Genomic DNA, 24,002 nt, shown 5'->3' with positions numbered 1-24,002 from the left:
CTCAGGCGTCCCCCAGGTAAATTCGACGGACTGCTTCGTCCGATCGGATCTCCTCGATACTCCCCTCCTGGAATATCTCACCCTGGTTCAGCACCGTGACCTGGTCGGCGATACGGTCGACGAAGTCGATATCGTGTTCGATGACGATGAGGGTGAGGCCGTCGTCGTTGAGCGTCCGGACGAGGTCCGCGATCGCTTCGCGCTCCTCCATCGAGAGGCCCGCGACGGGTTCGTCCAGCAACAGCAGCGAGGGGGAGAGCGCGATGGTCATCCCGATCTCGAGACGTTGCTGCTGGCCGTGGGAGAGCGACGACGCCTGGACGTCACCTTTCGGGTAAGCCGACGCGTTCGAGTGTCGAGCGGATGCTTTCGGAGAAATCGCCGTCTTCGGTACGCTGAATCGCCATGCGAATGTTCTCGGCGGCAGTGAGCGAGTCGAAGACTGCCGGCGACTGGAACTTGATACCGATGCCTCGCCGCACCCGTTCGTGAGGGCTGAGGTCGGTCACGTCGGCCCCGTCGTAGTAGATTTTCCCCTCGGTCGCCTCGTGACGACCGGTGATGAGCTTCAGCAGGGTCGACTTCCCGGCCCCGTTGGGGCCAATGAGACACCGGAGTTCTCCCTCCTCGATTGCGAAGTCGACGCTGTCGATGGCGGTGAGGCCACCGAAGCGTTTGGTAAGCCCCTGGGTCTGCAGGAGCGTCTCCGTGTCCACGCCGGTCGCATCACCGGCCGGGGTCTGTCGAACGTTCGGTCCCGCGACGGCTCCGGACTGCTCTTTCGGTTCGGAATCTGGTGTCATTCTGCGATCTCCTCCTGCGGAGTGCCGGCAGGTCGGTCGTCGTCCGTACCAGTGTACTTCCGGTAGGCCCCGAGACCCTTCTCGTGGACGTACGGGACGATGCCGTCCGGAACCACGAGCACGATAAACAGTAAGAGCAAGCCGACGACGACGAGGGCGAACTCGCTCCCGGTGATAGAGAGTTGCTGACGGAACCACTCGAGTGCGACCGTTGCGAGTACGGCGCCCAGCAGCGACTCGCGACCGCCGACGGTCACCCAGATCACGGGCAGCGTCGCGAACGTCAGCGTGAACACCGACGGATCGATGTAGTTCCCCCACGAGGCATAGAGCACACCCGATAGCCCCGATATCGCGCCGCCGAGCGTGAACACGGTGAGTTTGACGCGCCGGACGTCGTACCCGAGCATCTCGATGCGGTCTTCGTCCTCGCGGACGCCGACCATCGCGTACCCGAATCGGCCGTTTACTAGCGCCCGTGCGCCCAGGTAGGTGACCACGAGCAGGACGAGCACGAGCCAGTAAAATGTCATGCCTCTAAAAGAAATCGACACGCCCTCGACGCCGAGGGCGACGTTGGGGATTCCCGGCATCCCGTTGAACCCCCCGAGCTTGACGTCGCCAATCGCCCATTCGGAGCCAGCGGTCTGGGCCATGAACGTCTGCATAACGACGGTCGTGACGAGCGTGATGATCGCCACGAAGACGCCGGTGACCCGGCCGTAGAACATGAAGTAGCCGAGGACGAACGCGACCACCGTGGCGACGGCGACCGCGACCGGGATTGCGACGGTGATTCCGAGCGTGCTCCCGAGGTTCAGACTCACGATGCCGAACGTGTAGCCGGCGAACCCGAAATACCACCTGACCGAAACTCAACACGCCGGTGTAGCCCCACACCACTGACAGCGATAGCCCGAGGATTGCATACAGCAGAAACAGGGCCGTGTTACCGGCCTGGTACCCACCGACCAACAGCGGGTACACGAACGCACCGACGAGCGCGACCGCGAACCCGATCCAGAAGCCCCGTGAGTTCCCGATGGTGTTGGGGCCCTCGAACCGGCCGAGGAGTCTGCTCTCGCCCATCAGTTTTCACCTCCAATCCGTTCGCGGAGGTCCTCCAGTGCGCCGGAGAGGCCGGTCGGGAGGAACCGGAGGATGAGGATGGCGAGGATAAGCATCGCGACCTGTCCGATGAAGGTTCCATACAGGTTCGTGAACAGGGCGTCGGCAGAACCCAGAACACCCGCCGCCAGGGTCGTCCCGAGCAGGACGGAGGTGCCGCCGGTGACGACGGCGACGAACGCCTCGACGAGGAACGTCGACCCCATCCCCGGGACGATAGACAGAGCCGGCGCGTACAGCGCTCCGGTGAGCCCGGCCAGCGCACACCCGATGACGAACGTCGACGTGTACATGCGGTCGGTGTCGACACCCATCGCACGTGCGGTGTCGGCGTCCTGGATGGTCGCACGGGCCCTGATACCGAACTCGGTGCGAGTGAACACGAGGTACGCACCGACGAGGAGGGCAAGCGCGACGACCGACAGCACCGTCCGGTACATCGAGTAGGAGAACGCGCCGAACCGTATCGCCCCGAACGGGAGCCCGATACCGGACAGCGAATTCCCGAAGATGATACGGACGACCTGTGTGAGTGCCAGGCCGAGCGCCCACGTCGCGACCATCGAGTCGAGTGGTCGATGGTAAAGGCGTTTAACGATGGTTCGTTCGATTATCAGTCCGGCAACTGCGGCTGCGAGGACCCCAGCGGCCATCGCGAGTACGAGTGGCGCGCCGGCGTTAGCCACGAGGGTGGTCCCGTACGCACCGATCATTATCAGCTCTCCGTGTGCGAGGTTGATGACGCCCATCATGCCGAAGATGACTGCCAGACCGATGGCAGCCAGCACGATGAACCCGAAGCTGTCGAGGAACTGGAAGAACAGGTTTATTCCATTGACCATGCTATTGGGCCTCCTCGAAGTAGTCGACCGGCGTGTACTGCGTGGTCTCGACTTCCTCACGGAGGTCACAGCCAACCGTCTCCGAGAGGAACTGTTCGGGGATCTTGCGGTTCTCGACTGCCTCGACGTTGTGCTGGTCGTCGGCACGCATTACCCACATGTGGTGATCGACGTGATGGGTCGCCCCGTCTAGTTCGATGGTCTCGCCCTCGGGGGCCTCCGGCGCGCGCTCGGACCCCAGCGAGATACCCGACTCCAAGGCGTCGATGACCTCCGGCTGTTCGACGGTGCCGGCCTGCTCGACGGCCTCCTTGTACATATACGTCGAGAAGTAGTTGGTCTCGGCCTCCTCGTTGAGGTATGGAGCATCGGGATACTTCTCGAAGTACCGGTCGACGAACCCACCGTCCTGGGTGTTGCTGTCGGTCGGCACCTCCTCCATGTAGTTGACCCCGGCGTAGATGTTCGCCATCGCTGGGGGGTCGATCCGCCGGTGTTCGTAGCCCTGTGCCATCGCCGTCGAGGTCCCGATCGGTACCTCGAGCCCCGCGGAGGCCTTCTGCTCGTAGAAGGAGGTGTGGTTCGCACCCACGAGCATCGACATCACGAAGTCCGGATCGGCTTCCTGGATGTTGTTGATCGTCGAACTGAAGTCCGTCTCCGAGAGCGGGATGAACTCCTCGCCGAGGACGTTGGCATCGTTCTCGTTTGCCAAAACCTTGACCCAATCGGCACTCAGCTGGCCGAAGTTGTAGTCGGCCGCGATGGTGTAGATGTCCGGGCCGAACTCCTCGCGCAGGTAGGGGAGGACGATGCCGAGTTGCTGGCGGGCCGTCGGCCCGACTGCGAAGGTGTACTTGTCACAGACGCCGCCCTCGTACTGGGTCGTATAGAAGTACAGCTGTTCGTTACGGTCGATGGTCGGCCGGATTGCCTCGCGGGTGGCCGAAGAGTAGCCCGCCCACAGGGCGTCGACCTCCTCCTCACGAATCGCCCGGGAAGCCAGTTCCTGATAGCGCTGGTTGTCGGACTGCGGGTCCGGCGAGAACGTCTCGATCTGCTTGCCGTCGATGCCGCCGTTGTTGTTGATCTCCTCGATGGCCAGCATCGACGCCTTGTGCTTGGGGTCGCCGACCAGGGCGAAGTTACCCGACCGGTCCTCGAGGACGCCGATCTTGATAGTGTCGTCGCTCGACGCGGAGCCACCGGAACACCCGGCGAGTGCCGTCCCGGCCAGGACGGCCGACGACGAGAGGAACCCACGGCGGCTGACGAGTCGGTCGCTCATACCTCGACCTCCGAGGACGTCGAGTTGTCAACTAGTTCTCGGAAATTACTGCACGATTCAACACCACGAGAGGATTCTGCGATACGTCCGTCCATGAATTCGTTCACACACGTGGCGTTTAGGGGGATGTAATTAAGGCTTGCGAGTCGAATATTATGTTCACCTTCATAGCCGTGGTTGTGTTTAAGGATATGTTAGGACCCGCCCAGAAACCCACACATCAGTGAAGAAACACCCGAGAGTTGTGAATATGTCCGGAATTTCTGCTTGCGGAGCGGAGTAGCGGCGATATTCTCCTATTCCGGGCGCTGCCGGCGAGGTGACGATGACCGAACGATTCGACGACGATTCGACAGAGAAGCGATCGGAGCACTACAACAGCATCGGAACGGAATCGAACAGCAGTGTCGCGGCGAGCGCCGCTATCGCGACGCCTGCGACGGTCTGGGCGGCTCCGTGGAACGTCGCGCTCCGCGACTGGGTGAGGCCGAACAGCGTGCCCGCGCCGGCACCGAGGAGACTCATCGTGGCCGTGATGGTGACGCCGTAGGTGACGACGGCGAGCGCGACGACGGTCGACCCGTAGTCGGGAAGCAGGGTCGAAGAGAAGACGATCATCGACACCGGCGGCGAGAGCGTGAACAGCGCGCCGACGAGACCGGTCTTGAGATACGAGACGGTGTCGTGACCGTGGTCGTGGCCGTCGAACCCGGGCAGCGGGAGGTGGACGTGCGGGTGGCTGTGTGTCACGGAACCGTGGTCGTGTTCGGTCGTCCGAATCGTCCGCCGGATACCCGTGACGGCCATCACAGCGCCGAGCAGCCCCAGCACGATACCCACGCCGACCGTCCCGACGGCGTCGAAGATCGGCGGGAAGGTGGTCTGTCCGAGAAGGAGGTACGCGACGCCGAGCCACGCGACCACGAGCGCGACGTGGCCGAGGCTGAAGCACGCGCCCGCGAGCGCGGACAGGCGAGAATCGGCGTACTGGCTGGTCAGCGAGGAGATACCGGCCACGTGGTCCGGTTCGATCGCGTGTGTGATTCCGAGAACCGCGGCGGTCGCGAGTGCGGCCACTTCAGTGGACGTCATCCGATCGTACCCTCGTACGACCAGGGGATGACAGTTCCGGTCCCACGGGCCAACGTGCCGTAGTGCCGTCGCATACCAGACGGATTGACGAACGGTCGCAAAACCGGTTCGTTCTGACGCAAATATTGTCTCACTACGCCCTTTTATGACGAGACTTGCGTAACTGGGCCGTAGGATGAGTGAATATCCAGGCTGTTTCGGGCAGGCACGACGACCGGGAGGACACACGACATGAACGACTCGTTCGTCCCCGGCGAGATCATCACGGAACCAGGCACCGTCACGTTGAACGAGGGGCGCGAGACGGCCGAGGTGACGGTGGGCAACACCGGCGACCGACCGGTACAGGTCGGCTCGCACTTCCACTTCTTCGAGGCCAACGCCGCGCTCGCCTTCGACCGCGAGGCCGCCTACGGGATGCGGTTGAACATCCCCGCGGGCACCGCCATCCGGTTCGAACCGGGCGACGAGCAGACGGTCGACCTCGTCGCCATCGGCGGCAAGCGCGTCGCCCACGGGATGAACGGCATGGTCAACGGCAGTGTCGACGGGGACCCGGGCGAGGCGCTGGAGCGCCTGCGTGCTGCCGGGTTCGCCGACACGGGCGCCCCCGACGAGACGGAGAGCGAGGAATGACCCGCGACATCGGCCGCGAGAACTACGCCGAACTGTACGGCCCGACGGAGGGCGACAGGGTCCGGCTCGGCGACACGGAACTGTTCGCCGAGGTAGAGACAGATTACCGGACCCACGGCGACGAGGCGGTCTTCGGCGGCGGCAAGACCCTCCGGGACGGCCTCGGTCAGTCGCCGGGGACCACCCAGGAGGAGGGGGCGCTGGACTGGGTCATCACGAACGCGACGGTCATCGACCCCGTCCTCGGCGTCGTCGCCGGCGACATCGGCATCCGGAACGGCGAGATCGTCGGCGTCGGGAAAGCGGGGAACCCCGACACGATGGACGGCGTCGACATGGTCGTCGGCCCGTCGACCGACGCCTACCCCGCGGAGGGGAAGATCGCCACCGCCGGTGGCCTGGACATCCACATCCACTGGAACTCCGCGCAACTCCACGAACACGCCCTCTCGTCGGGCATCACGACGATGCTCGGCGGCGGCTACGGCGGCGGCGCGACGACCTGCACCACCGGACCGGAGAACATCAAGCGCTTCCTCCAGGCCGCCGAGGCGTGGCCGGTCAACGTCGGCTTCTACGGCAAGGGCAACGCCTCGGACCCCGCGCCCCTGCGCGAGCAGGTCGAGGCGGGGGCCTGTGCGCTGAAACTCCACGAGGACTGGGGCTCGATGCCCGACGCCATCGACACCGCGCTCGACGTCGCCGAAGAGGAGGACGTGCAGGTCTGCATGCATACGGACACACTCAACGAGGCCGGCTTCGTCGAGAACACCTTCGCCGCCGTCGACGGCCGGACGATGCATCTGTTCCACATCGAGGGCGCGGGCGGGGGTCACGCCCCGGACATCATGGAGATGGTCGGCGAACCCAATATGCTCCCCTCCTCGACGAACCCCTCGATGCCCTACACGGACAACACGTTCGACGAGCACCTGGACATGGTGATGGTGTGTCACCACCTGAACCCCGACGTCCCCGAGGACGTCGCCTTCGCCGAGTCCCGGGTCCGGGCCGAGACCATCGCTGCCGAGGACGTCCTGCACGACATGGGCGCCATCTCGATGATGACCTCCGACTCCCAGGCGATGGGGCGGATGGCCGAGGTGATTTCCCGGACGTGGCAGACCGCCTCGAAGATGAAGTCCCAGCGCGGCCCCCTGCCGGAAGACGAGGGGACCGGCGCGGACAACCATCGCATCAAGCGCTACGTCTCGAAGTACACGATCAATCCCGCCATCGCGGCCGGCATCGACGACTACGTCGGGACGCTCGAACCCGGGAAGCTCGCCGATATCGTGGTGTGGGACCCCGCGTTCTTCGGCGTCAAGCCCGCGATGACGTTCAAGGGCGGCTTCCCGGTCCACTCGGAGATGGGCGAGGCCAACGGGTCGCTGATGACCTGCGAACCCATCCTCCAGCGCGAACGGGCCGGCGCGGTCGGGAAGGCCAAACACGGGCTCTCGCTGTCTTTCGTCTCCCCCGCGGCCGCCGAGGCCGGCGTCGGCGAGGAGTACGGCCTCGATACTCCGGTTGTCCCGATAAAGGGCACCCGGACGCCCGGGAAGTCGGATATGGTGTACAACAGCTACTGCCCGGACGACATCGAGGTCGACGCCGAGACGTTCGCCGTCGAGGTCGACGGCGAGCACGTCACCTGCGAACCGTCATCCGAGCTGCCGCTCGCACAGAGGTACCTGCTATGAAACTCACCGCCAAGGAACAGGAACGACTCACGGTCTTCACCGCAGCAGAGGTCGCGCGACGCCGCAAGGAACGTGGCGTCCCGCTGAACCACCCCGAAGCCGTCGCCTACATCAGCGACTGGTGCATCGAGCGCGGTCGCGACGGCCAGTCGGTCGCCGAGATCCGCTCGGGGGCCTCCCAGCTGCTCGGGGGCGAGGACGTCATGGAGGGCGTCCCGGAGATGATCGACATGATACAGGTCGAACCCGTCTTCCCCGACGGGACGAAGCTGGTGACGGTCCACGACCCCATCCGCTCGGACAGCGTGGGCACCGCAGACGGCGAGAGCGAGGGCGAGGAGGTCGCAGACGGCGGTGGGTCCGACGCATGAGCCTCACCCACCGCGACGTGGCCACGGTCGGCGTCGGCGGGCCGGTCGGGTCCGGGAAGACCTCCCTACTGACCGAACTCGTCCCGCGCCTGCGCGAGGCGGGCCTCGACGTCGGCGTCATCGCCAACGACATCCTCACACAGGAGGACGCCGACCGCCTCCGCGAGCGGTTCGCCGGCGTCGTCCCCGAGGACCTCGTGGCCGGCGTCGAGACCGGGGCGTGTCCTCATACTGGCATCCGCGAGGACCCGTCGATGAACCTCCAGCAGATAGATTCGTTCCTCGCGGAGTACCCTAACCTCGACCTCGTGCTCATCGAGAGCGGCGGCGACAACCTCGCGGCGACGTTCAACCCCGAGCTCGCCGACTACTCGCTGTACGTGATCAGCGTCGCCGAGGGCGACGACATCCCCCGCAAGCGCGGGCCCGGCGTCGTCGACTGCGACCTGCTCGTGGTGAACAAGACGGACCTCGCGCCCCACGTCGGCGCCGACCTCGACGTGATGGAGCGGGACGCCCGCGAAGTCCGGGACGGCCCGTTCGTCTTCACCGACTGCAAGGCCAGAGAGGGCATCGACGAGGTCCTCGACCACGTCCGGGAGGGGGTGCTGTTCGCCTGATGGCCGCCGACGTGCCGGAGTCCGGCGGGGAGCAGTCGCCCGCCGACGCCCCTCACCCGGCCTTCGAGGACTACGCCACCGAGTCGCCGCCCCAGGCCGCCGTGGGTGCGCCCGGCAAGGATGGCGTCCTCGAGCTCAGGTTCGAACCGGGCACGGGCGGGACGCGCCTCGTCCACGACTACGCGACGGTGCCGTTCCACGTCTCGGGAACGCTGGGCCACGACCCCCATCCCGACGTCGAGACGGTCTTCGTCCAGTCGCCGACCGGCGGCATCGCACAGGGGGATCGCCACGACGTGACAATCGAGGTCGGCGACGGGGCACGCGCCCACGTCTCGACCCAGAGCTCGACGAAGGTCCAGTCGATGGACCACAACTACGCGGGCGCCGAGACGGGCCTGTCCGTGGGTGCGGACGCCCACCTCGACTACGTGCCCGAACCGACCATCCTGCACGCCGACTCGCGGTTCGTCCAGGATCTGACGATCTCGTGTGCGAGCGGGGGGTCGGCCGTCGTCAGCGACGTCGTCGTCCCCGGCCGCCTCGCGCGCGGGGAACGCTTCGCGTTCGAGCGCTACCTCTCCCGTGTCCGGGCGACGGGCCCCGCCGGACTCCTGTTCGAGGACACCACGCATCTCGTCCCCGGCGAGTCGGACCCCCAGGTGCCGGGCGTACTCGGGGAGTTCAGCGTCTACGGGACGGCGTTCGTCGTCGCGCCGGACCGGGACGCAGCCGACCTGAGCGACGCGCTTCACGAGGCCGTCGCCGATTGCGAGGCCCGCGCGGGGGCGAGCGAACTGCCCAACGGCGCGGGCGTCACCGTCCGGGCGCTCGGTGACCGCGCCGAGACGGTCCAGGCGGCGCTCCACGCCGGATGGGACCGTGCCAGGCGAAATCTGTTTTCCGCGCCGGCGCCCGCGGGGAGGAAGTACTGATGCTGATCGCCGAGCGCTACGTCGGGCACCGGACCGACGAGACAGTGGCCGGGCGACTGGCCGACGCCGACCCCCACCGGGTGGTCCTCACGGACACCGAGCGCCGACGGTCGCGAGTGCGGACGGCGACCGAGGGCGGCGCCGACCTCGGTATCGTCGTCGCCCGTGACCTGGCGGACGGTGACGTGCTCGCGACGGATGACGGCGACCTGGTGGTCGTCGCGCTCGCGGAACTCGAGGCACTCGTCCTCGACTTCGCCGACGCCGACGTCCCGGCCACTGCGGCGCTGGAACTCGGGCACGCGCTCGGGAACCGACACTGGGACCTGGCGGTCCGGGAGCACGAGGCGCTGTTCCCGGTCACGGAGTCGCGCGAGCGGATGGAAGCGACGGTCGGGGAGGTCCTGCCCGACGGCGTCACGCTGCGCTACGAGTCCGTCCCGCCGACGACGTTCGACGACGCGACGCCGGATCACGACCACGGACACTCGCACGGCGACCACGCGCACGACCACGATGGCGACCACGCACACGGCCACGGCGTCCGGACCATCGACGGGAGCGACCCGTGAGCGACGACGCCACGCTCGAGGCGTTCCGCCTGGCGGACTCGTTTCTCCCGGTGGGGACCTACTCGGTCTCGTACGGCCTCGAGCAGTTCGTCGCCGACGACCGGGTCACGGACGCCGACGACCTCGAGGCGCTGCTTTCGACCTATCTGCGACGGCAGCTCGGCCCCGCCGACCTCGTCGCGTTACGGGGGGCCCACCGGGCAGTCCGCGACGACGATCTCGAGGCGGTCTGTGCAGCGGACCGGCGGCTCTCGGCGGTGACGCTGGCCGCCGAGTTTCGAGAGAGCGCCCGCCAGTCGGGCGACCGCCTGCTCTCGCTCCAGCGGGAGATCCGCGGCGATGCGCTGTTCGAGTCGTACGCCGACCGGATCGACGCTGGCGAGACGCCGGGGAACTACCCGGTCGTCCTCGGCGCCGCGACCGGGCTGGCGGGCATCGGGGAACGCGAGGCATGTCTGCTTGCCTGTCACGGGTTCGTCACGGGGCTGCTCGGGGCGGCCCAGCGCCTCCTCTCGCTGGGACACACCGACGCCCAGCGGATCCTCGACGGGCTCAAACCGGTGATGTCGGCGGCGATCGACGACAGCGCCGACCGCTCCGTGGCAGAGATGGCGCCGTTCGCCCCGCTGGTGGACGTGCTCGCCGCCGACCACGAGCGGGCCGACCGCCGGCTGTTCGCCAGCTGAGTGGTCGCCGGTCGTTCGGTCGGCCGGATGCCGACGGTCCTGGGCCGACAGCGTCCCGGCCTGACGACGTGAACGGTGGGGCCGTCAGGTGTCGTCGGCCAGTTCCGCCTCGGCCTCCGCCTCCTCCTGCCGCCGGGATGCCTCCTCGTCGGCCTCCTCGGCCTCGATCTCTTCTTCGAGCTCCTTCTCGCGCTGGTGTGCCTCCTCGTCGTGGCCTTTCTTGTCTCGTCCCGATTTCGTGTCAGCCATACAACTCCAATGTCGTCGTCGAGGATCGTAGCAGTTGTGCCTGACTGGACAGGGCGGCGGTAGCCGAGCCAGGCACCTGAAACCCACCGGACCCGCTATCGGCGTCGCACGCCGGCCTAACGGGCGGACTGCGAATACGTATCACTGTATATTCATTTTCTGCGCCAGCGTCCTGACTGGCATGGCAACAGAGACCTCCGCCCCGGAGACCGGCGACACGCTCGTCGCGACCGTCACGACCGAGACCATCCCCGGCCGGGAGGTCGCCTCGGTGCTGGGCATCGCACGCGGCAACACCGTCAGAGCGCGGAACCTCGGCCGCGACATCACGCAGGGCCTCCGGAACCTCGCCGGCGGCGAGCTGAAGGCCTACTCGACGCTGCTCGCGCAGGCACGCGACGAGGCCATCGCCCGAATGGAGGCCGACGCGCTCGAGATGGGCGCCGACGCCGTGGTCAACGTCAGGATGGAGACGTCCGAGGTCACCCAGGGCGCCTCGGAGGTCATCGCCTACGGGACCGCCGTCACGCTCGAGTGAGGCGGACGGGCCCACGACCCGCGGCCATTGAGCCGCCGCGCTCTCACCTGCGGGCGCCCGCACCTATACGACCCTCCCACGAGAACGGGGGGTATGGCTGGCACTGAACGCACGGCAATTCTCGGCGGCACGTTCACTCCCATCCACAACGGGCACCGCGCCCTGTTGCACAAGGCGTTCCAGACGGCGAGTCACGACGGGCCAGGCGACGGCCACGTCGTCGTCGCGCTCACAAGCACCGAACTCGCCGCGGAGACGCGCAGCGACCCCTCGCACGTCGAGATGCTGGGGGCGTACGCGGACCGGAAGACGGCGCTGGGCGTCGAACTGGACCGACTGGCCGCCGCCTACACCGCGTCGTACGACATTCACCGGCTCGAGGACGCGCTGGGCCCCGCCGCGACCCGGGAGGACGTGGACGCGCTCGTCGCCTCGCCCGAGGCCAAAGCCCAGCAACGCGCCTACGAACTCAACGAGCAGCGCCGTGAGGACGGTCTCCGGCCGCTCGAGGTCCACACGCCGCCCTTCGTCACCGCCGAGGACGGCACCAGAATCAGCAGCACTCGGATTCGCAACGGCGAGATCGACGTCCACGGCCGACTCCTCGACGGGAGGGAGTGACCGAACCCGGGTCCTGCTGCCGACGACTGCCGGGTGACGGAGCCGGGGTGCCGCTTGCCGGGTAGCGAGCTGTCCGTATTCGACCGTAAGTGATGGCTGAATTATAGAAATATTGATGCTTGCTACCCGTATAACTAGATTGAACGTAACTGGTTGTAAGTCGGTCACTATCGATACCAACGGTGGGTGCGCCAGTCTGGGACTGACTGCAACAGTGGCAGGGGATGGCCGGACACGGGGAACGGCGTGGTCCCGGTCGACGACCGAACGGCGGTTCCCGCGGCCGAGACTGCCGGTAGGGGAGGCCTGCACCACGGTGCCGACAGCCCCACGACTGCAGGGCACACCAATGAACGACGACACGACAGCGGGAGAGACAGGGGGTTCAGAACGGGCGGCGAGTCTGCTCGAGAGCACTGCCGGCGAGGCAGGCGGCGTCTCGGACCGTCGCGAGGGCCGGCCGGACGACGACGAGGCACTCACAGAGGTGCTGGACATCGACCTGGTCGACGTCGCGGGCGAGGCCGACGACCGGGAACTGGCGCTGTGGGAGGACCCGACAGTCACGGACATCCTCGCGGACGTCCGCGAGTACTTCGCGTCGGACGCGGACGAGGTCTTTACCGACCCGCCGACGGACGAGTTCATCGCGACGCGGTTCTTCGACTTCTCGTTCCTCGAGACGTACGACCTCGTCGAGTACCGCTGGGTCAAGAAGCCGTTCGCGTTCGTCGCCGTCGTCTACGACGACCACGACAGAGAGCACACCTACCTCGTCAACGAGGTGACGATGAACAACTTCGAGCGGTACGTCCGCCAGGATCTGGTCGAGCTCCTGCGCAACCAGCTCATGTACAAGGAGTTCGACGACGAGACCGACCGCCGGGCGCTTTTCACCCGCGAGGCCAGGACGATGATTCTCGACAACGCGGCCACCGTCGAGAACGGCACGCTCTACAAACTGCTGTATTACCTGGTCCGGGACTTCATCGACTACGGCGCCATCGACCCCATCATGCGTGACCCGGCCGTCGAGGACGTCTCCTGTGACGGGACGAACGTCCCCGTGTTCGTCTACCACCGCGAGTACCGCGACGTGAAGACGAACATCGCGTTCGGCCGCGAGGCGCTCGACTCGTTTATCTTCCGGACGGCCCAGCGCGCCGGGAAACAGCTCACCGTCTCGAACCCGCTGGTCGACGCCTCGCTCCCGAACGGGTCCCGGGTCCAGATGACGCTGGGCGGCGACATTAGCACCCGCGGGTCGAACTTCACCATCCGGAAGTTCGCGGACATCCCCTTCACGCCGGTCGACCTCGTGCGCTGGAACACGTTCTCGGCCGAGCAGATGGCCTACTACTGGGTCGCCATCCAGAACAACAAGTCGCTCATCTTCGCCGGCGGCACGGGGTCGGGCAAGACCTCGAGCATGAACGCCATCTCGTTTTTCATCCCGCCGCGCAGCAAGATCGTCTCCATCGAGGACACCCGCGAGATCGACCTGCCACACGAGAACTGGATCCAGAGCGTCACCCGGACCCCCCTGACCGCCGAGGGTCGGGGCGAGGTCAGCATGTACAACCTGCTGAACGCGGCGCTCCGCCAGCGTCCCGAGTACCTGCTGGTCGGCGAGATCCGGACCGAGGAGCGGGTCGCCCTGACCTTCTTCCAGGCGATGTCGACCGGCCACACGGCCTACACCACGTTCCACGCTGACTCCGTCGACACCGTCATCTCGCGGTTGCAGAACGCGCCGCTGAACGTGCCGGTCCAGATGCTCCAGGACCTCGATATCGTCTCCATCCAGCGCCAGACCTACCTCGGGGAGAAACGCGTCCGGCGGAACGCGGAGACGGCCGAGATAGTCCCAGGAGTACAACTTAGAGGAGGTCCGGTCGAAGCGCGTCTTCGAACGTGACGCGAGTTCCGACACCCACGAGCAGGTCGGCACGTCCGTCCTGATGCAGGAGATCGCCGAGGAACGCGGCTGGGACGAGGAGGCGCTTCAGGCACAGCTCGACGACCGAGCGCGACTGCTGGAGTATCTCGCCGACGAGGGCATCAACGGCTACGTCGAGGTGACCGCGGCCATCCAGCTGTTCGACAAGGACCGCGATCGGACGATGGCCGACCTGAAGGCGGGCCGGCTCACGGCCTCGTACCTCCGGACCTACGGACCGGACGTCGAGGTGCTGAAGTCCCAGGGCGTCGACCTGCGGACGCTCATCGAGGAGGAGTGAGATGGGGGCCGACGAGTACGGGGACACCCACCGCGATAGCGGCCAGGCCGACACGGGCGTCGGCCAGTTCCGGCAGGCCGACGCCGTTCGGCCCGAGGACAGCGAGGAGTTCCGCGAGCAGTACGGGCTCGTCCGCAGTTACTACCGGCTCCGCCCGGAGAAGCACCGTGACCTCCAGCGCTGGCTGAACCAGGCCCGCTTCGGGCAGAACTACGACTCGTACCTCGAGCGGTCGGCGATCTACGCGATGCTGGCGGCCGCCCTGGGCGTGTTCGCGGGCGTTTCCCTCACCGTGGCGCTCGTCGAGGCCGGCGTCGTCGCGGCGCTGTCGAACCCGCTCTCGTACCGCGGCGACCTGACGGTGTACCTCGGCGAGAACCGGGCCCTGGCCACCGGCGTGGCGCTGGCCGTCGTCGGGGCCGTCGTCCTGGCGGCCGGCGTGTGGTTCGGCCGCTACTACTATCCGAAGTCGATCGTCGGGTCGCGCCGCCGGAGCATCAATGTCACGCTCCCCCACGCCATCACGTTCATGTACGCGCTGTCCTACGGGGGGATGGACCTGCTCGAGATAATCCGTGTCGTCGGGGCCGCCCAGGACACGTACGGCGAGGTCGCAAACGAGTTCCAGATGGCCGTCCGCGACGTCGAACTGTTCGGGAACGACCTCTACACCGGCCTGCAGAACGCCCGGAACCTCACGCCGAGCGACACCTTAGAGCAGTTCTTCGACGACCTGCTGAGCGTCCTCGACTCGGGTGGCGACGTGACGGTGTTTTTAGAGAACCAGACCGACACCTACCTCCAGGACGCGCGCGACGAACAGACCGGCTTCCTGGAGACGCTCTCGCTGCTGAGCGAGGTGTTCGTCGTTCTGTTCGTGGCGGCCCCCTCTTTCTCATCGTCATCCTCATCGTCATGAGCCTGCTGGGCGCAGAGACTGTCGGCCAGATTTCGTTGCTGGTCTACGTGGTGATGCCGCTGGCGATGGCACTCTTTCTCGTGTTGCTGGACACGCTGTCCTCGCCGTTCACGCAGGCAGCGGTCACACTCGACGAGGAGTACCACGTCACGAGCGAGAGCGTCGGCCGTCTGTCGGCGCTGGTGGGACGGGACCTCCTGCTGAGCGCCGGCGAGTCGCTGCGCGGGGCCGTTGCGGGCGTCCTCGGGGACGACCGGACGCCGTCGGAGGCGACACAGCGGAAGGCCCAGCGGACCGCCTACCTCCGGCAGCGCCGGAGACGGTATCTCCGCGAATCCCTCGAGACGCCGTTCGCCGTCTTCGAGCGGGCACCCCTGTACACGCTCCTGGTGACGGGGCCGCTCGCCGCTCTCTGGGTCGGCGGCGTCGTCACCACCGGGACGGCCGAGTTGAGCTGGCAGGGCTTCCTGGATGCCCCCCGGTTCGCGACGGTAGTCCTCGTGGTCGCCCCGCTCCTCGTCACGATGGCCCCGCTCACGCTGTTCGCCGAGCGCAAGTTCCGCCGCGAGAAGCGTATCTCGAGCCAGTTTCCCGACACGATGAACGCGCTGTCCAGCGCGAACAAGATGGGCGTGCCGACCACCGAGGCACTGGGCCTCGTCGCCAAGTGGTCCAGCGGCCCCATCGAGACCGAGCTCCGGAAGGTGCGCAACGACATCGAGTGGAATCACGACACCTCGCGGGCGCTCCGGGCCTTCGCCGACCGCCTGCGGGTCCCAGCTCTCGCGGGCCATCAAGCTCATCGCCGAAGGGATGCGCTCGTCGAGCGACCTCGCACGCGTCCTCAGCATCGCCGCCGACGACACGCGCAACCGCTTCAAGATAGAGCAACAGCGGCGTCGCGAACTCAGTTCCTACGTCGCCGTCGTCGTCATCGGGTTCCTCGTCTATCTGCTCGTGGTGGCGCTGCTGACCACGGCGTACCTCGACCCCATCTCGGCGGTGTCGGCAGCGTCGACGGGCACCGACGTCGAAGCGCCAATCAGCATCTCGAACCTGCCGGTCGCGGCCTACGAGACGCTGTTCTTCCACTCGGCGATCATCCAGGGCTTTGGCTCGGGCCTGCTCGCCGGGAAACTCGTCGACAACAAGGCGCTCAGCGGCCTGAAGTACAGCATCGGCCTCGTCCTGCTCTCGACTGTGGCGTTCCTGTTCATCTGAGAGACCATGCAACCAGACTCACGACACGACGACCGAAGTGCGCTCCCGGGTACGAACCCGGTGTCCCGTCTCGCCGCCCGACTGACCCGGCGGTTCGGTGCCGACAAGCGCGGGGCCGCGGAAGTCATCGGGGCGATTCTGATGTTCGGCCTGGTCATGTCGCTGCTCGTGTTGATACAGGTCAACGCCGTGCCGGCCCAGAACCAGCAGGTCGAGTTCGAACACAACCAGCGCGTCCAGCAGGACATGCTGGACCTCGACCGGGCCCTCCTCCAGTCGGGGACCGAGAACGTGCCGACGTCGACCCAGATCGAGCTGGCGGCGCGCTACCCGACCCGGTTCTTCCTCCTGAACTATCACCGAGCGCCTGGATGTCCTCGGAACCGTCTAGCGCTACCCGACCCGGTTCTTCCTCCTGAACCCTGCCGTGGGGTCGGGGACCGTCGAGACGCTCGGTCCGGGGACGGTCACCGTCTCGAACGCGCAAGCGGCGTCTGCGTCGTCGTACTGGGACGGCAGTGACCGGACGTTCGAGACGACGGCCATCCGCTACCGGCCGAACTACAACGAGTACGCGAACGCGCCGTCGATGGTGTACGAACACACCACGCTGGTGAAGACCTTCGAGAGCGGGGCGGCGCTGCCGGCCGACACGGGCAGCTTCATCGAGGGCGACCAGGTGCTGCTACTGCTGGTCGACGGGCAGCTGTCGACCGCGAGCACGGGCGACGTCGCCGTCGACGCCGTCCCGCTGTCCGCGCCGGCCCGGACCACGACCATCACGAACGCGGGCCCCGGCGGCATCACGCTCACGCTCCCGACAACGCTCGGCGAGGAACAGTGGGTGTCGCTGCTCGAGAGCGAGACGGTCGCGAACGGCGGGCACGTCTCGAACGTCGCGTTCGCGGACGGCGACCCGTACAACACGCTTACGGTGACGCTCGAACCGGGCAGTTACACGCTCCGGATGGCCCGCGTGGGAGTGGGCAGCGACGTCGACGACAGCGTCCTCGGCCCACACTATCTCACCAGGGTAGGCGAGGAGACGACCAAGAGCATCCGCGAGGGCGAGACCAGGCGCGTCAGCGTGCAGGTCACCGACCGGTACAACAACCCCGCGACTGGTGAGGTGGCCTTCACCGCAACGGACGGCCAGGTGCGACTGGCCGACGGGACCTGGGCGGGGACGGTCACGAAGTCGAGCAACGAGAGCGGCGTCGTATCTGTCCTCTACCGGCCGGACAGCGGGTTCGTGGGGACCGGCGGCGTCACCGCCGAACGCGACTTCGACGGGGACGACACGGTCCAGCCCCGAGAGCGGACCTCGTTCGACGTCCCGGTCGAGAGCGCCGACGGGACCGGGGACGACTGGGTGTCACGCATCAATCCCGCGGGCGCCGACGACGTCGAACTCGAGGACGTCGAACTGGTCAAGGGCACACAGAACACCGTCGCGGTCACGTTCCGCAACACCGGCACGGCGGACCGGGAGATGGAGCGGCTGCGCCTGCTCTTTTTCATGGCCAACAGCGGCGACATCGCGCAGTCGGCGACGGTCAACGGCGAGGCCAGCGACACCATCCACCTGTTCGGCGACTACGACGACATCGACCAAACCATCGTGGTGCCGGCGGGTGGGAGCGAGACGGTCACGTTCACCTTCACCGACGCGGGCAACAAGGACCTGTTCGGCATCACCGTCGACTACAACGACTACTCGGCGAACTACTTCATCCAGGTGCCCTAGCCGCGGGTACCGCCTCTCGGTCCGGGACCAGTGCCGGCGTCGAATCCCTGAACTGTCCGGATCCGCCCGACCACCATGTCACGTGGCAACGAGGGACGCTACCAGTAGCTTGAAATACTGTCGTGGTATAGCATACCACGTATGGCGAGCGCACCGAGTCCCGACGACATGTTCGACGAGTTTCTCACCCAGCGCGGACACGACGTGGAGGAGACAGGTTGGGAGGACAATTACAACAAAGCAGTGTCCTGACTGTGGCGGGCTCCACTCGTCCGCCGCGACCGAGTGCTCGGTGTGTGGCTGGACACCGGTAAACTGACGCCGCCTCGCAGGGGCAGTCCTTTTCGGCGGTGACGCAAGTATTGGAGCCCTGGCTCTCGGCGCCGTCGCTGCTCCGAGTGAAAACGCAGACAGTCGCCGGCCGACGAGGGTCAGGCGCCGGCGGGCGACAAACGGGCGGGTGCTGGGTCACGAGGCCCGGCGTCGGCGGGGATATCGTCCGGCGACGGTGGCCTCACACCCGCCCGGCGACTGCAAGCGAACCGACGGACGCCACCGCCATATAGCCAGGTGAGCGTTTTCTGAGTGTGAACACGGTACCCGCTGCACGAACGCTTATGTGATACGAGGAGAAGTCTGAACCAGTGTCCGAGGACAAGAGTATCGAGGAGATCCTGGATACGATCGGCGATTCCCACGCCCGACGTGTCCTGGCCGCTATCAGTCAAGAGCCCCGGTCGGCAAAAGAGCTCGCAGACGAGTGTGACCTGTCCCTCCCGACGGTCTACCGCCGCATCGAGATGCTAGACGAGTACGACCTGGTCACCGACCAGACCTTGGTGGCCGACGACGGCAACCACTACAAGGTCTACGAGTCGAACTTCGACTCGACGGTCATCTCGCTGGAGGACGAGAAGTACAGGGTCCGCATCTACCGCGAGGAGAACCTTCCCGACCGGTTCAGTCAGCTCTGGGACGAGCTGAACCCGGAATGAGCCGGCCGCCGACGCCGGGGGAGTGGTGACGCCGTGGTCGACGGTGTCGACGTCGCCAGGGGCGTCCTCCTCCTGATGCGGATGGCCGTCTTCGGCCTGACGCTGGGCATCACGCTCATCAGCTTCCAGGCCTACCGGCAGCGCCCCTCGGAGCGCCTGCAGTACGCCTTCGTCGGCTTCGCGTTTATCAGCATGGGCGTCGCCGTCACCACCGTCATCACCCAGCTGGGCACGGGGCGCATCGACCCGCTCGTCGACATCTTCCTCCAGATGTCCGAGACGGTGCCCTTCATCATCGGGTTCGCGATGCTGTACGTCTCGCTGTACAGATAGTCAGCGATACGAACAGTCATTCTCGCCAATAACTATATGTGAGTTGGTGACAATGTGACGAGTACCCATGCCAGAGTGTCAGAACTGCGGCGGTTTCGTGACGAAAGACTACGTGCGCGTCTTCACGCCCGGACGTCGGCGCGCCACGAATCTGTCCCGCCTGCGAAGACAAGATCCGGGACGGTCCAGAAGTCAGAGACGCGCGGTCGCCGCGACATCCATGAAGGCCGCTACGTGAGTCGGCCACACGCCTCTCTTAAAGCACGTCGTTTATAGTTGCGGGGCCCTAGTCTAAGCCCAATGACCGACTCGACCACCGAGGTCGTCCGCCTGTTCGGTGGGCCCGGCAGTGGGAAGACGACAGCGCTACTCGACCGCGTCGAAGAGATACTCGAAGACGACGACGTCGAGTTCCGGGACGTACTCGTGGTCTCGTACACCCGTGCCGCGGCGGCCGAGATCCGCGAGCGCCTGGCCGAGCGCCTTGACCTCTCGCCCCGGGCGCTCCGCGGGAACGTCTCGACGATGCACGCGAAGGCCTACGAGTTGCTGAACCTCTCGCGGGGCGACGTGGTCGGGGAAAGCGACAAGGAGGCGTTCTGCGAGGAGTACGGCCTCGAGTTCGAGGACGAGTACGAGGGTTCGCGACGGCGGTCGGCCCGGTCGACGACGCTGGGCAACAAGATCATCGCGACGAGCCAGTGGCTCCAGCGGACCCGCCGGGACGTCTCCGACTGGTACGACGTCCCCTTCAAGTGGGACGACGAGGAGGTCCGCCTCCCGCCCGATATCGACGACCGGGCCCAGACGGGCAACAAGTACACCCCGACGTGGCCGACCGACGACGATCGGGTGGACGTGCCAAACGCCATCCGCGCCTGGCGCACGTACAAGGGCGACAACGACCTGACCGGCTTCGCGGACATGCTCGAGCGGGTCGCCCAGCGCTCCTTGCTCCCGAACGTCGACTACCTCATCATCGACGAGTTCCAGGACATCACGACCCTGCAGTACGACGTCTACCAGGAGTGGAAGCCCCACATGAAGCGGGTGCTCATCGCCGGCGACGACGACCAGGTCGTCTACGCCTGGCAGGGCGCCGACCCCGACCTCCTGTTGGAGGAGATCGTCACCCAGGACGAGATCCTGCCCAACTCCTACCGTCTGCCCTCGCGCATCCTCAACGTCGTCAACCGCGAGGTTCGCCACATCAAGAAGCGCCAGGAGAAGGACCTCAACCCGCGCAAGGAGGGGGGCCGCGTCGAGGCGGTCCAGAACCCCTCGATGTTCGACCTCTCGCGGAACGTCACCAAGACCGTCGAACAGTCCGACGAGACGGTGATGGTCCTCTTTCGGGCGCGCTACCAGATGTTCCAGTTCATGGACGAGTTCATCGGCAACGGCATCCCCTTCTCCTGTCTGACCGACCAGCGGATGTGGACAGACCGGCTCACCCAGTACGTCCGCGCCGTCGAAGCGATGGACGCCGACGAACCGCTGACGGTGCTCCAGGGTCGCCGACTGGCCGATATGCTCGCCGACTCCGCGTTCGGCACCGGCGAGCGCGACGACTTCTTCGACGCGCTCGAGGACATCGAGGAGGAGTACGAGGACGCCGACATCGCCGAGATAGAACTCGACCCCGACGTGGTCCGCGACCACGTCCCGTTCGTGCCGGACCCGGCCTCGGCCTCTGACATGCTCCGGAAGGTGACCAACTTCCAGGAGCGCTCCGTCGACGCCTACTTCAAGGGCGACTACCGCGGCCTGGACCCCGACCGAGTCCGACTGGGCACCATCCACTCCGCGAAGGGCCGCGAGGCCGACCACGTGTTCGTGGCGACGGACCTCACCGAAAAGGTCGTCGAGCAGATGGCCGCAACCGTCGACCAGCAGGGCATCGAGGTGCCCGGCGTCGACGAGTTCACGAAACACACCAGCCCCGTCCCGACGCTGACGGACAACGAGCGCCGGGTGTTCTACGTCGGGATGTCCCGTGCGCGGGAACGTCTGGTCCTGATGGAGAACCTCGTCGACGGCGCGCCGACCCTGCCCATCGGCGTCCTGCTGGAGAACGAGCCGACCGACCGCGACATCGAGGACCTGCTCGACGAGGCCGGCGAGGCCGTCGCCGCCGACTGACTCACTCGTCGACCGTCCCGCCCTCGAGGTAGTACTCGGTCTTGTCCTGCGTGGCTCGAGCCACCTTCGTGAACTCGACGACGCGGTCGCCGTTCTCCGACTCGTCACGGTCGATCTCCACCTGGAGGCCCTGGTCCCGGAAGTACGAGAGCAGCGCGTCGAGGACGGCAGGGTCGCCCCGGACGGTGTGTGACTCGCCGACGAGCTCGTCGTCGGCGACCGCCCGGATGGTCTCGACGGCCGGCGCGAGGATCGACTCGCCGAGGTCCCGGCCCCGCTGGCGGACGGTCTCGGGGTCTTCGCCGCGCTCGACGGCCTGGAACGCCTCGCGGATGACGCGGGTGAAGACGAAGTCCCGGCCGTAGTCGAAGGGCAAGGAGAAGGCGTGTTCGAGGTCGGCCCGGTGGATGGCGCTCGTGGTGTACTTCAGCGCCTGCCGGCCGTCCATCGACTTCAGGACGACCCCCTCCCGGCCGCGCTCGTCGAGGTCGGCGAGCACCTCGTGGACCGCAGTCGCCGCCTCGGCCGGGTCGAAGGTGCCGTAGTGGGGCACCGCCGCGAGGTCGTACTCGGCACACACCGCGCGGCGGCGCTCGGGGGCCATCGGGTCGCCGGTCGCCCGGTCTCGAACGTCGAAGACGTAAAATCCTACGGAGTCGACCTCGGCGTAGTCGTGGGTCGTGTAGGGATTCTCCGGCCCCACGACCTCGCCACAGAGCATCCGCTCGGGGTGGTCCTCGAAGAACGCGGTCGGTCCGAGCAGTTCCTCGATGGCGGCCGTCGTGTACGGGCAGACGTAGCCCCGTCGGGTAAAGGCCAGCAGGTCGCCGTCGATCCGCGCGACCCGGACGTTGTAGCCGTTCAGTTTCTCCTCGACGGTGACCGGCCCGTCGAACTGTGCGGGGACGGCCGTCTCGAGGACGAGCGCGCGCGGAATCGACGGGAACCCGCGGACGACGGCGTCGCCCACGAGCGCGGTGCCCCGCTCGACGCCGTGGCGGGCGTCCGTGAGGTGGCGGTACTCGCGGCCCCGGAACCACGCCCGGTCGAAGTGCTCGAGCAGGTCCTCGGGGTCGACGTCCTCGGTGTCCACGACGGTCGTCCAGTCGCCGCCCATATGACCGATAGGCGCGCTGGGGTGTAAAGTGTTACCAGAACAACCACTCTGCCCGTGGTTCTATCTCCCCTGCGGCCCAAGCATCCGGTATGGCCGAGCGCCCGCTCAAACAACGCTTCGTGCTCGACACCTCGCTGTTTCTCACGACGGAGATACGGGGTCCGGACGGCGACCTCGAGGCGGCCTGTTTGGACCTGCTGGACCTCATCGCCGCGGCGAAACAGATCCACAACATCTCCTGTTACATGCCGCCCTCTATCAAAGACGAGCTGACGACGATGCTCGCTGACCGGGAAGTGAGCGACGAGGTGCTGACGAAACTCGACACCTGGGTCATCACGAAGTCGCCGGCCCACTACGAGGTGATGATTCCGGCCGAACTCGTCTACACGTTCATCGACGAGATGTCCGACCGGGTCAACCGCGGCCTGCGCGTCTCCGAGAAGGCCGTCCGCAAGGCCGAGGAGTCCCGCGCCGAGACTGTCGAGGACCACGACCACATGACACAGGTCGACGCGGTCATCTCCGAACTGCGCGACGAGTACCGCGATACGCTCCGTCAGGGCGTGCTCGACTCCCGGGAGGACTTCGACCTGCTCATCCTGGCCCGCGAGCTCGACGCCGGCGTCGTCACGGAGGACAAGGGCATCATCAACTGGGCCGAGGACTTCGGCCTGCGCTACCTGAAAGGCCGGGCGTTCCCCTCGCTCCTGCGGGAGTACCTGGCGGCCGACGACCCGGACCGCTGGCGCGACCAGTCCTAGTCCTCGCTGTCGGGCTCGTCGGTCTTCACGACCGCGCCGATGGTCTTCTCGGCGACCATCCCGGGGACGTCCGTGGGCGTCGTGAGGTACTGCTCGACGGCGACCATCAGGCCGGCGATGGCGATGAAGACGACGCCCTGGAGAAGCTCCCCGCGGACGAGGTGTTCGGCGCCGAACAGCGCGACGGGGATGGCAAAGACCAGCACCGTCACCAGCCCGACCGTCTCGAGAATACCCTTCGGCATTACCGGGGGTTGGCGGTACCCGGATAAAAGGTGTGCGGGACGGCGTGAGGGGGAGGAGTCGTCGGAAAGGAGGGTGACAGTCGGTCCAGCAGGCCCCCGACTGAGTTCCCGCCCGGATCGCGTGGCCGCACAGCCCTCTGCGGTCCCCCGCGTGGTCGTTCGTCGCGGGGCCTGCTGGCGTCTCACTCCTGGCCG

Annotated in this window: 23 protein-coding genes and 5 pseudogenes; 20 read left to right on the top strand and 8 right to left on the bottom strand. The window is 66.6% G+C overall.

Translation table 11 applies throughout. The annotated features are described in order from the left end of the window. Position 1: 1 nt before the first annotated feature. The 5 genes and pseudogenes from P1N55_RS14385 to P1N55_RS14365 all read right to left on the bottom strand — a co-directional run bounded on the left by P1N55_RS14385 (position 2) and on the right by P1N55_RS14365 (position 5,153). Positions 2 to 803, bottom strand: a pseudogene (locus P1N55_RS14385) (ABC transporter ATP-binding protein). Next, positions 800 to 1,892 (bottom strand): annotated as a pseudogene (locus P1N55_RS14380) (ABC transporter permease subunit). Before P1N55_RS14380 ends, P1N55_RS14385 begins: the two co-directional pseudogenes overlap by 4 nt. Continuing rightward, complete coding sequence (gene urtB / locus P1N55_RS14375; protein ID WP_276276222.1) at positions 1,892 to 2,773, bottom strand: urea ABC transporter, permease protein UrtB; 882 nt, start codon at positions 2,771 to 2,773, stop codon at positions 1,892 to 1,894. The pseudogene P1N55_RS14380 and the gene urtB overlap by 1 nt, the downstream one beginning before the upstream one ends. A 1-nt stretch (position 2,774) precedes the next feature. Beyond that, a complete protein-coding gene (locus tag P1N55_RS14370; protein WP_276276221.1) occupies positions 2,775 to 4,061 on the bottom strand; it encodes an urea ABC transporter substrate-binding protein in 1,287 nt (428 codons plus the stop codon). Positions 4,062 to 4,433: 372 nt separating this feature from the next. Further along, positions 4,434 to 5,153: a HoxN/HupN/NixA family nickel/cobalt transporter gene (locus tag P1N55_RS14365; protein ID WP_276276220.1), complete on the bottom strand. Its 720-nt coding sequence runs from the start codon at positions 5,151 to 5,153 to the stop codon at positions 4,434 to 4,436. 231 nt (positions 5,154 to 5,384) lie between these two features. Here P1N55_RS14365 and P1N55_RS14360 point away from each other — a divergent pair, with 231 nt between their 5' ends. From P1N55_RS14360 to P1N55_RS14330, 7 genes are read left to right on the top strand one after another with little or no spacing between them, the layout of a single operon-like run. Beyond that, positions 5,385 to 5,789: an urease subunit beta gene (locus P1N55_RS14360; RefSeq protein WP_276276219.1), complete on the top strand. Its 405-nt coding sequence runs from the start codon at positions 5,385 to 5,387 to the stop codon at positions 5,787 to 5,789. After that, positions 5,786 to 7,492, top strand: coding sequence for an urease subunit alpha (gene ureC / locus P1N55_RS14355; RefSeq protein ID WP_276276218.1), 1,707 nt, complete (start codon positions 5,786 to 5,788; stop codon positions 7,490 to 7,492). Before P1N55_RS14360 ends, ureC begins: the two co-directional genes overlap by 4 nt. Next, the gene (locus tag P1N55_RS14350) at positions 7,489 to 7,863 is read left to right on the top strand and encodes an urease subunit gamma (RefSeq protein ID WP_276276217.1); all 375 of its coding nucleotides are present in this window, start codon (positions 7,489 to 7,491) and stop codon (positions 7,861 to 7,863) included. Before ureC ends, P1N55_RS14350 begins: the two co-directional genes overlap by 4 nt. Beyond that, entirely contained in the window at positions 7,860 to 8,483 is a 624-nt protein-coding gene (gene ureG / locus P1N55_RS14345) for an urease accessory protein UreG (protein ID WP_276276216.1), read from the top strand. The genes P1N55_RS14350 and ureG overlap by 4 nt, the downstream gene beginning before the upstream one ends. Then, positions 8,483 to 9,418, top strand: a complete 936-nt coding sequence (locus tag P1N55_RS14340) for an urease accessory protein UreD (protein WP_276276215.1) — start codon at positions 8,483 to 8,485, stop codon at positions 9,416 to 9,418. The genes ureG and P1N55_RS14340 overlap by 1 nt, the downstream gene beginning before the upstream one ends. Then, positions 9,418 to 9,990 carry an urease accessory protein UreE gene (locus P1N55_RS14335; protein ID WP_276276214.1) on the top strand — a complete coding sequence of 191 codons (573 nt, stop codon included), beginning with the start codon at positions 9,418 to 9,420 and terminating at the stop codon, positions 9,988 to 9,990. Before P1N55_RS14340 ends, P1N55_RS14335 begins: the two co-directional genes overlap by 1 nt. After that, positions 9,987 to 10,676 carry an urease accessory protein UreF gene (locus tag P1N55_RS14330; protein WP_276276213.1) on the top strand — a complete coding sequence of 230 codons (690 nt, stop codon included), beginning with the start codon at positions 9,987 to 9,989 and terminating at the stop codon, positions 10,674 to 10,676. The genes P1N55_RS14335 and P1N55_RS14330 overlap by 4 nt, the downstream gene beginning before the upstream one ends. 84 nt (positions 10,677 to 10,760) lie before the next feature. Here P1N55_RS14330 and P1N55_RS14325 read toward each other — a convergent pair whose 3' ends face one another. Next, positions 10,761 to 10,925, bottom strand: a complete 165-nt coding sequence (locus P1N55_RS14325) for a hypothetical protein (protein ID WP_276276212.1) — start codon at positions 10,923 to 10,925, stop codon at positions 10,761 to 10,763. A 181-nt stretch (positions 10,926 to 11,106) separates the two neighbouring features. On the opposite strand from P1N55_RS14325, the gene P1N55_RS14320 reads away from it, so the two are divergent. The 12 genes and pseudogenes from P1N55_RS14320 (at position 11,107) to P1N55_RS14270 (ending at position 21,681) form a co-directional block, all read left to right on the top strand. Next, positions 11,107 to 11,463, top strand: a complete 357-nt coding sequence (locus tag P1N55_RS14320; RefSeq protein ID WP_276276211.1) for a YbjQ family protein — start codon at positions 11,107 to 11,109, stop codon at positions 11,461 to 11,463. 93 nt (positions 11,464 to 11,556) lie between these two features. Then, positions 11,557 to 12,084, top strand: a complete 528-nt coding sequence (locus P1N55_RS14315; RefSeq protein WP_276276210.1) for a phosphopantetheine adenylyltransferase — start codon at positions 11,557 to 11,559, stop codon at positions 12,082 to 12,084. 487 nt (positions 12,085 to 12,571) lie between these two features. Next, positions 12,572 to 14,324, top strand: a pseudogene (locus tag P1N55_RS14310) (type II/IV secretion system ATPase subunit). 1 nt (position 14,325) lies between these two features. Then, positions 14,326 to 15,243 (top strand): type II secretion system F family protein, encoded by a 918-nt coding sequence (locus tag P1N55_RS14300; RefSeq protein ID WP_276276207.1) that lies wholly within the window; start codon positions 14,326 to 14,328, stop codon positions 15,241 to 15,243. A gap of 813 nt (positions 15,244 to 16,056) precedes the next feature. Next, positions 16,057 to 16,464 carry a type II secretion system F family protein gene (locus P1N55_RS14295; RefSeq protein WP_276276206.1) on the top strand — a complete coding sequence of 136 codons (408 nt, stop codon included), beginning with the start codon at positions 16,057 to 16,059 and terminating at the stop codon, positions 16,462 to 16,464. A 6-nt stretch (positions 16,465 to 16,470) separates the two neighbouring features. Next, entirely contained in the window at positions 16,471 to 16,986 is a 516-nt protein-coding gene (locus tag P1N55_RS14290) for a hypothetical protein (protein WP_276276205.1), read from the top strand. Beyond that, entirely contained in the window at positions 16,892 to 18,211 is a 1,320-nt protein-coding gene (locus P1N55_RS14285; protein WP_276276204.1) for a hypothetical protein, read from the top strand. Before P1N55_RS14290 ends, P1N55_RS14285 begins: the two co-directional genes overlap by 95 nt. Before the next feature lie 141 nt (positions 18,212 to 18,352). Next, positions 18,353 to 18,530: pseudogene (locus P1N55_RS19805) on the top strand (HVO_0416 family zinc finger protein). A gap of 325 nt (positions 18,531 to 18,855) precedes the next feature. Next, positions 18,856 to 19,206: an ArsR/SmtB family transcription factor gene (locus P1N55_RS14280; RefSeq protein ID WP_276276203.1), complete on the top strand. Its 351-nt coding sequence runs from the start codon at positions 18,856 to 18,858 to the stop codon at positions 19,204 to 19,206. 75 nt (positions 19,207 to 19,281) lie between these two features. Beyond that, a complete protein-coding gene (locus P1N55_RS14275; protein ID WP_379690145.1) occupies positions 19,282 to 19,539 on the top strand; it encodes a DUF7521 family protein in 258 nt (85 codons plus the stop codon). 67 nt (positions 19,540 to 19,606) lie between these two features. Continuing rightward, a pseudogene (locus P1N55_RS20170) lies at positions 19,607 to 19,763 on the top strand (DUF7563 family protein). Between the two features lie 76 nt (positions 19,764 to 19,839). Beyond that, positions 19,840 to 21,681: a UvrD-helicase domain-containing protein gene (locus P1N55_RS14270; protein WP_276276201.1), complete on the top strand. Its 1,842-nt coding sequence runs from the start codon at positions 19,840 to 19,842 to the stop codon at positions 21,679 to 21,681. Position 21,682: 1 nt separating this feature from the next. Here the strand turns inward: P1N55_RS14270 and P1N55_RS14265 are convergent, their stop codons facing one another. Then, entirely contained in the window at positions 21,683 to 22,798 is a 1,116-nt protein-coding gene (locus tag P1N55_RS14265; protein ID WP_276276200.1) for an RNA ligase, read from the bottom strand. A gap of 89 nt (positions 22,799 to 22,887) precedes the next feature. Between P1N55_RS14265 and P1N55_RS14260 the strand changes: the two genes are divergently transcribed. Next, on the top strand, positions 22,888 to 23,562 hold the full coding sequence (locus tag P1N55_RS14260) for an RNA ligase partner protein (protein ID WP_276276199.1): 675 nt from the start codon (positions 22,888 to 22,890) through the stop codon (positions 23,560 to 23,562). Here the strand turns inward: P1N55_RS14260 and P1N55_RS14255 are convergent. Continuing rightward, the gene (locus P1N55_RS14255) at positions 23,559 to 23,807 is read right to left on the bottom strand and encodes a DUF7533 family protein (protein ID WP_276276198.1); all 249 of its coding nucleotides are present in this window, start codon (positions 23,805 to 23,807) and stop codon (positions 23,559 to 23,561) included. The genes P1N55_RS14260 and P1N55_RS14255 overlap by 4 nt on opposite strands. Positions 23,808 to 24,002 lie beyond the last annotated feature (195 nt).

Origin of the sequence: Haloarcula regularis, from assembly GCF_029338315.1 — an archaeon.
GTDB lineage: Archaea > Halobacteriota > Halobacteria > Halobacteriales > Haloarculaceae > Haloarcula > Haloarcula regularis.
The sequence above is the reverse complement of the archived record's forward strand: the minus strand, read 5'-3'. Positions and strand labels throughout refer to the sequence as shown.

What these genes read in the sequence shown, in the direction of transcription:
- urtB (WP_276276222.1), bottom strand. Translation starts at nt 2,773, where the DNA reads ATGGTCAATGGAATAAACCTGTTCTTCCAGTTCCTCGACAGCTTCGGG.
- P1N55_RS14320 (WP_276276211.1), top strand. Translation starts at nt 11,107, where the DNA reads ATGGCAACAGAGACCTCCGCCCCGGAGACCGGCGACACGCTCGTCGCG.
- P1N55_RS14370 (WP_276276221.1), bottom strand. Translation starts at nt 4,061, where the DNA reads ATGAGCGACCGACTCGTCAGCCGCCGTGGGTTCCTCTCGTCGTCGGCC.
- P1N55_RS14270 (WP_276276201.1), top strand. Translation starts at nt 19,840, where the DNA reads ATGACCGACTCGACCACCGAGGTCGTCCGCCTGTTCGGTGGGCCCGGC.
- P1N55_RS14365 (WP_276276220.1), bottom strand. Translation starts at nt 5,153, where the DNA reads ATGACGTCCACTGAAGTGGCCGCACTCGCGACCGCCGCGGTTCTCGGA.
- ureG (WP_276276216.1), top strand. Translation starts at nt 7,860, where the DNA reads ATGAGCCTCACCCACCGCGACGTGGCCACGGTCGGCGTCGGCGGGCCG.
- ureC (WP_276276218.1), top strand. Translation starts at nt 5,786, where the DNA reads ATGACCCGCGACATCGGCCGCGAGAACTACGCCGAACTGTACGGCCCG.
- P1N55_RS14255 (WP_276276198.1), bottom strand. Translation starts at nt 23,807, where the DNA reads ATGCCGAAGGGTATTCTCGAGACGGTCGGGCTGGTGACGGTGCTGGTC.
- P1N55_RS14335 (WP_276276214.1), top strand. Translation starts at nt 9,418, where the DNA reads ATGCTGATCGCCGAGCGCTACGTCGGGCACCGGACCGACGAGACAGTG.
- P1N55_RS14340 (WP_276276215.1), top strand. Translation starts at nt 8,483, where the DNA reads ATGGCCGCCGACGTGCCGGAGTCCGGCGGGGAGCAGTCGCCCGCCGAC.
- P1N55_RS14315 (WP_276276210.1), top strand. Translation starts at nt 11,557, where the DNA reads ATGGCTGGCACTGAACGCACGGCAATTCTCGGCGGCACGTTCACTCCC.
- P1N55_RS14360 (WP_276276219.1), top strand. Translation starts at nt 5,385, where the DNA reads ATGAACGACTCGTTCGTCCCCGGCGAGATCATCACGGAACCAGGCACC.
- P1N55_RS14265 (WP_276276200.1), bottom strand. Translation starts at nt 22,798, where the DNA reads ATGGGCGGCGACTGGACGACCGTCGTGGACACCGAGGACGTCGACCCC.
- P1N55_RS14325 (WP_276276212.1), bottom strand. Translation starts at nt 10,925, where the DNA reads ATGGCTGACACGAAATCGGGACGAGACAAGAAAGGCCACGACGAGGAG.
- P1N55_RS14275 (WP_379690145.1), top strand. Translation starts at nt 19,282, where the DNA reads ATGCGGATGGCCGTCTTCGGCCTGACGCTGGGCATCACGCTCATCAGC.
- P1N55_RS14260 (WP_276276199.1), top strand. Translation starts at nt 22,888, where the DNA reads ATGGCCGAGCGCCCGCTCAAACAACGCTTCGTGCTCGACACCTCGCTG.
- P1N55_RS14300 (WP_276276207.1), top strand. Translation starts at nt 14,326, where the DNA reads ATGGGGGCCGACGAGTACGGGGACACCCACCGCGATAGCGGCCAGGCC.
- P1N55_RS14350 (WP_276276217.1), top strand. Translation starts at nt 7,489, where the DNA reads ATGAAACTCACCGCCAAGGAACAGGAACGACTCACGGTCTTCACCGCA.
- P1N55_RS14295 (WP_276276206.1), top strand. Translation starts at nt 16,057, where the DNA reads ATGCGCTCGTCGAGCGACCTCGCACGCGTCCTCAGCATCGCCGCCGAC.
- P1N55_RS14290 (WP_276276205.1), top strand. Translation starts at nt 16,471, where the DNA reads ATGCAACCAGACTCACGACACGACGACCGAAGTGCGCTCCCGGGTACG.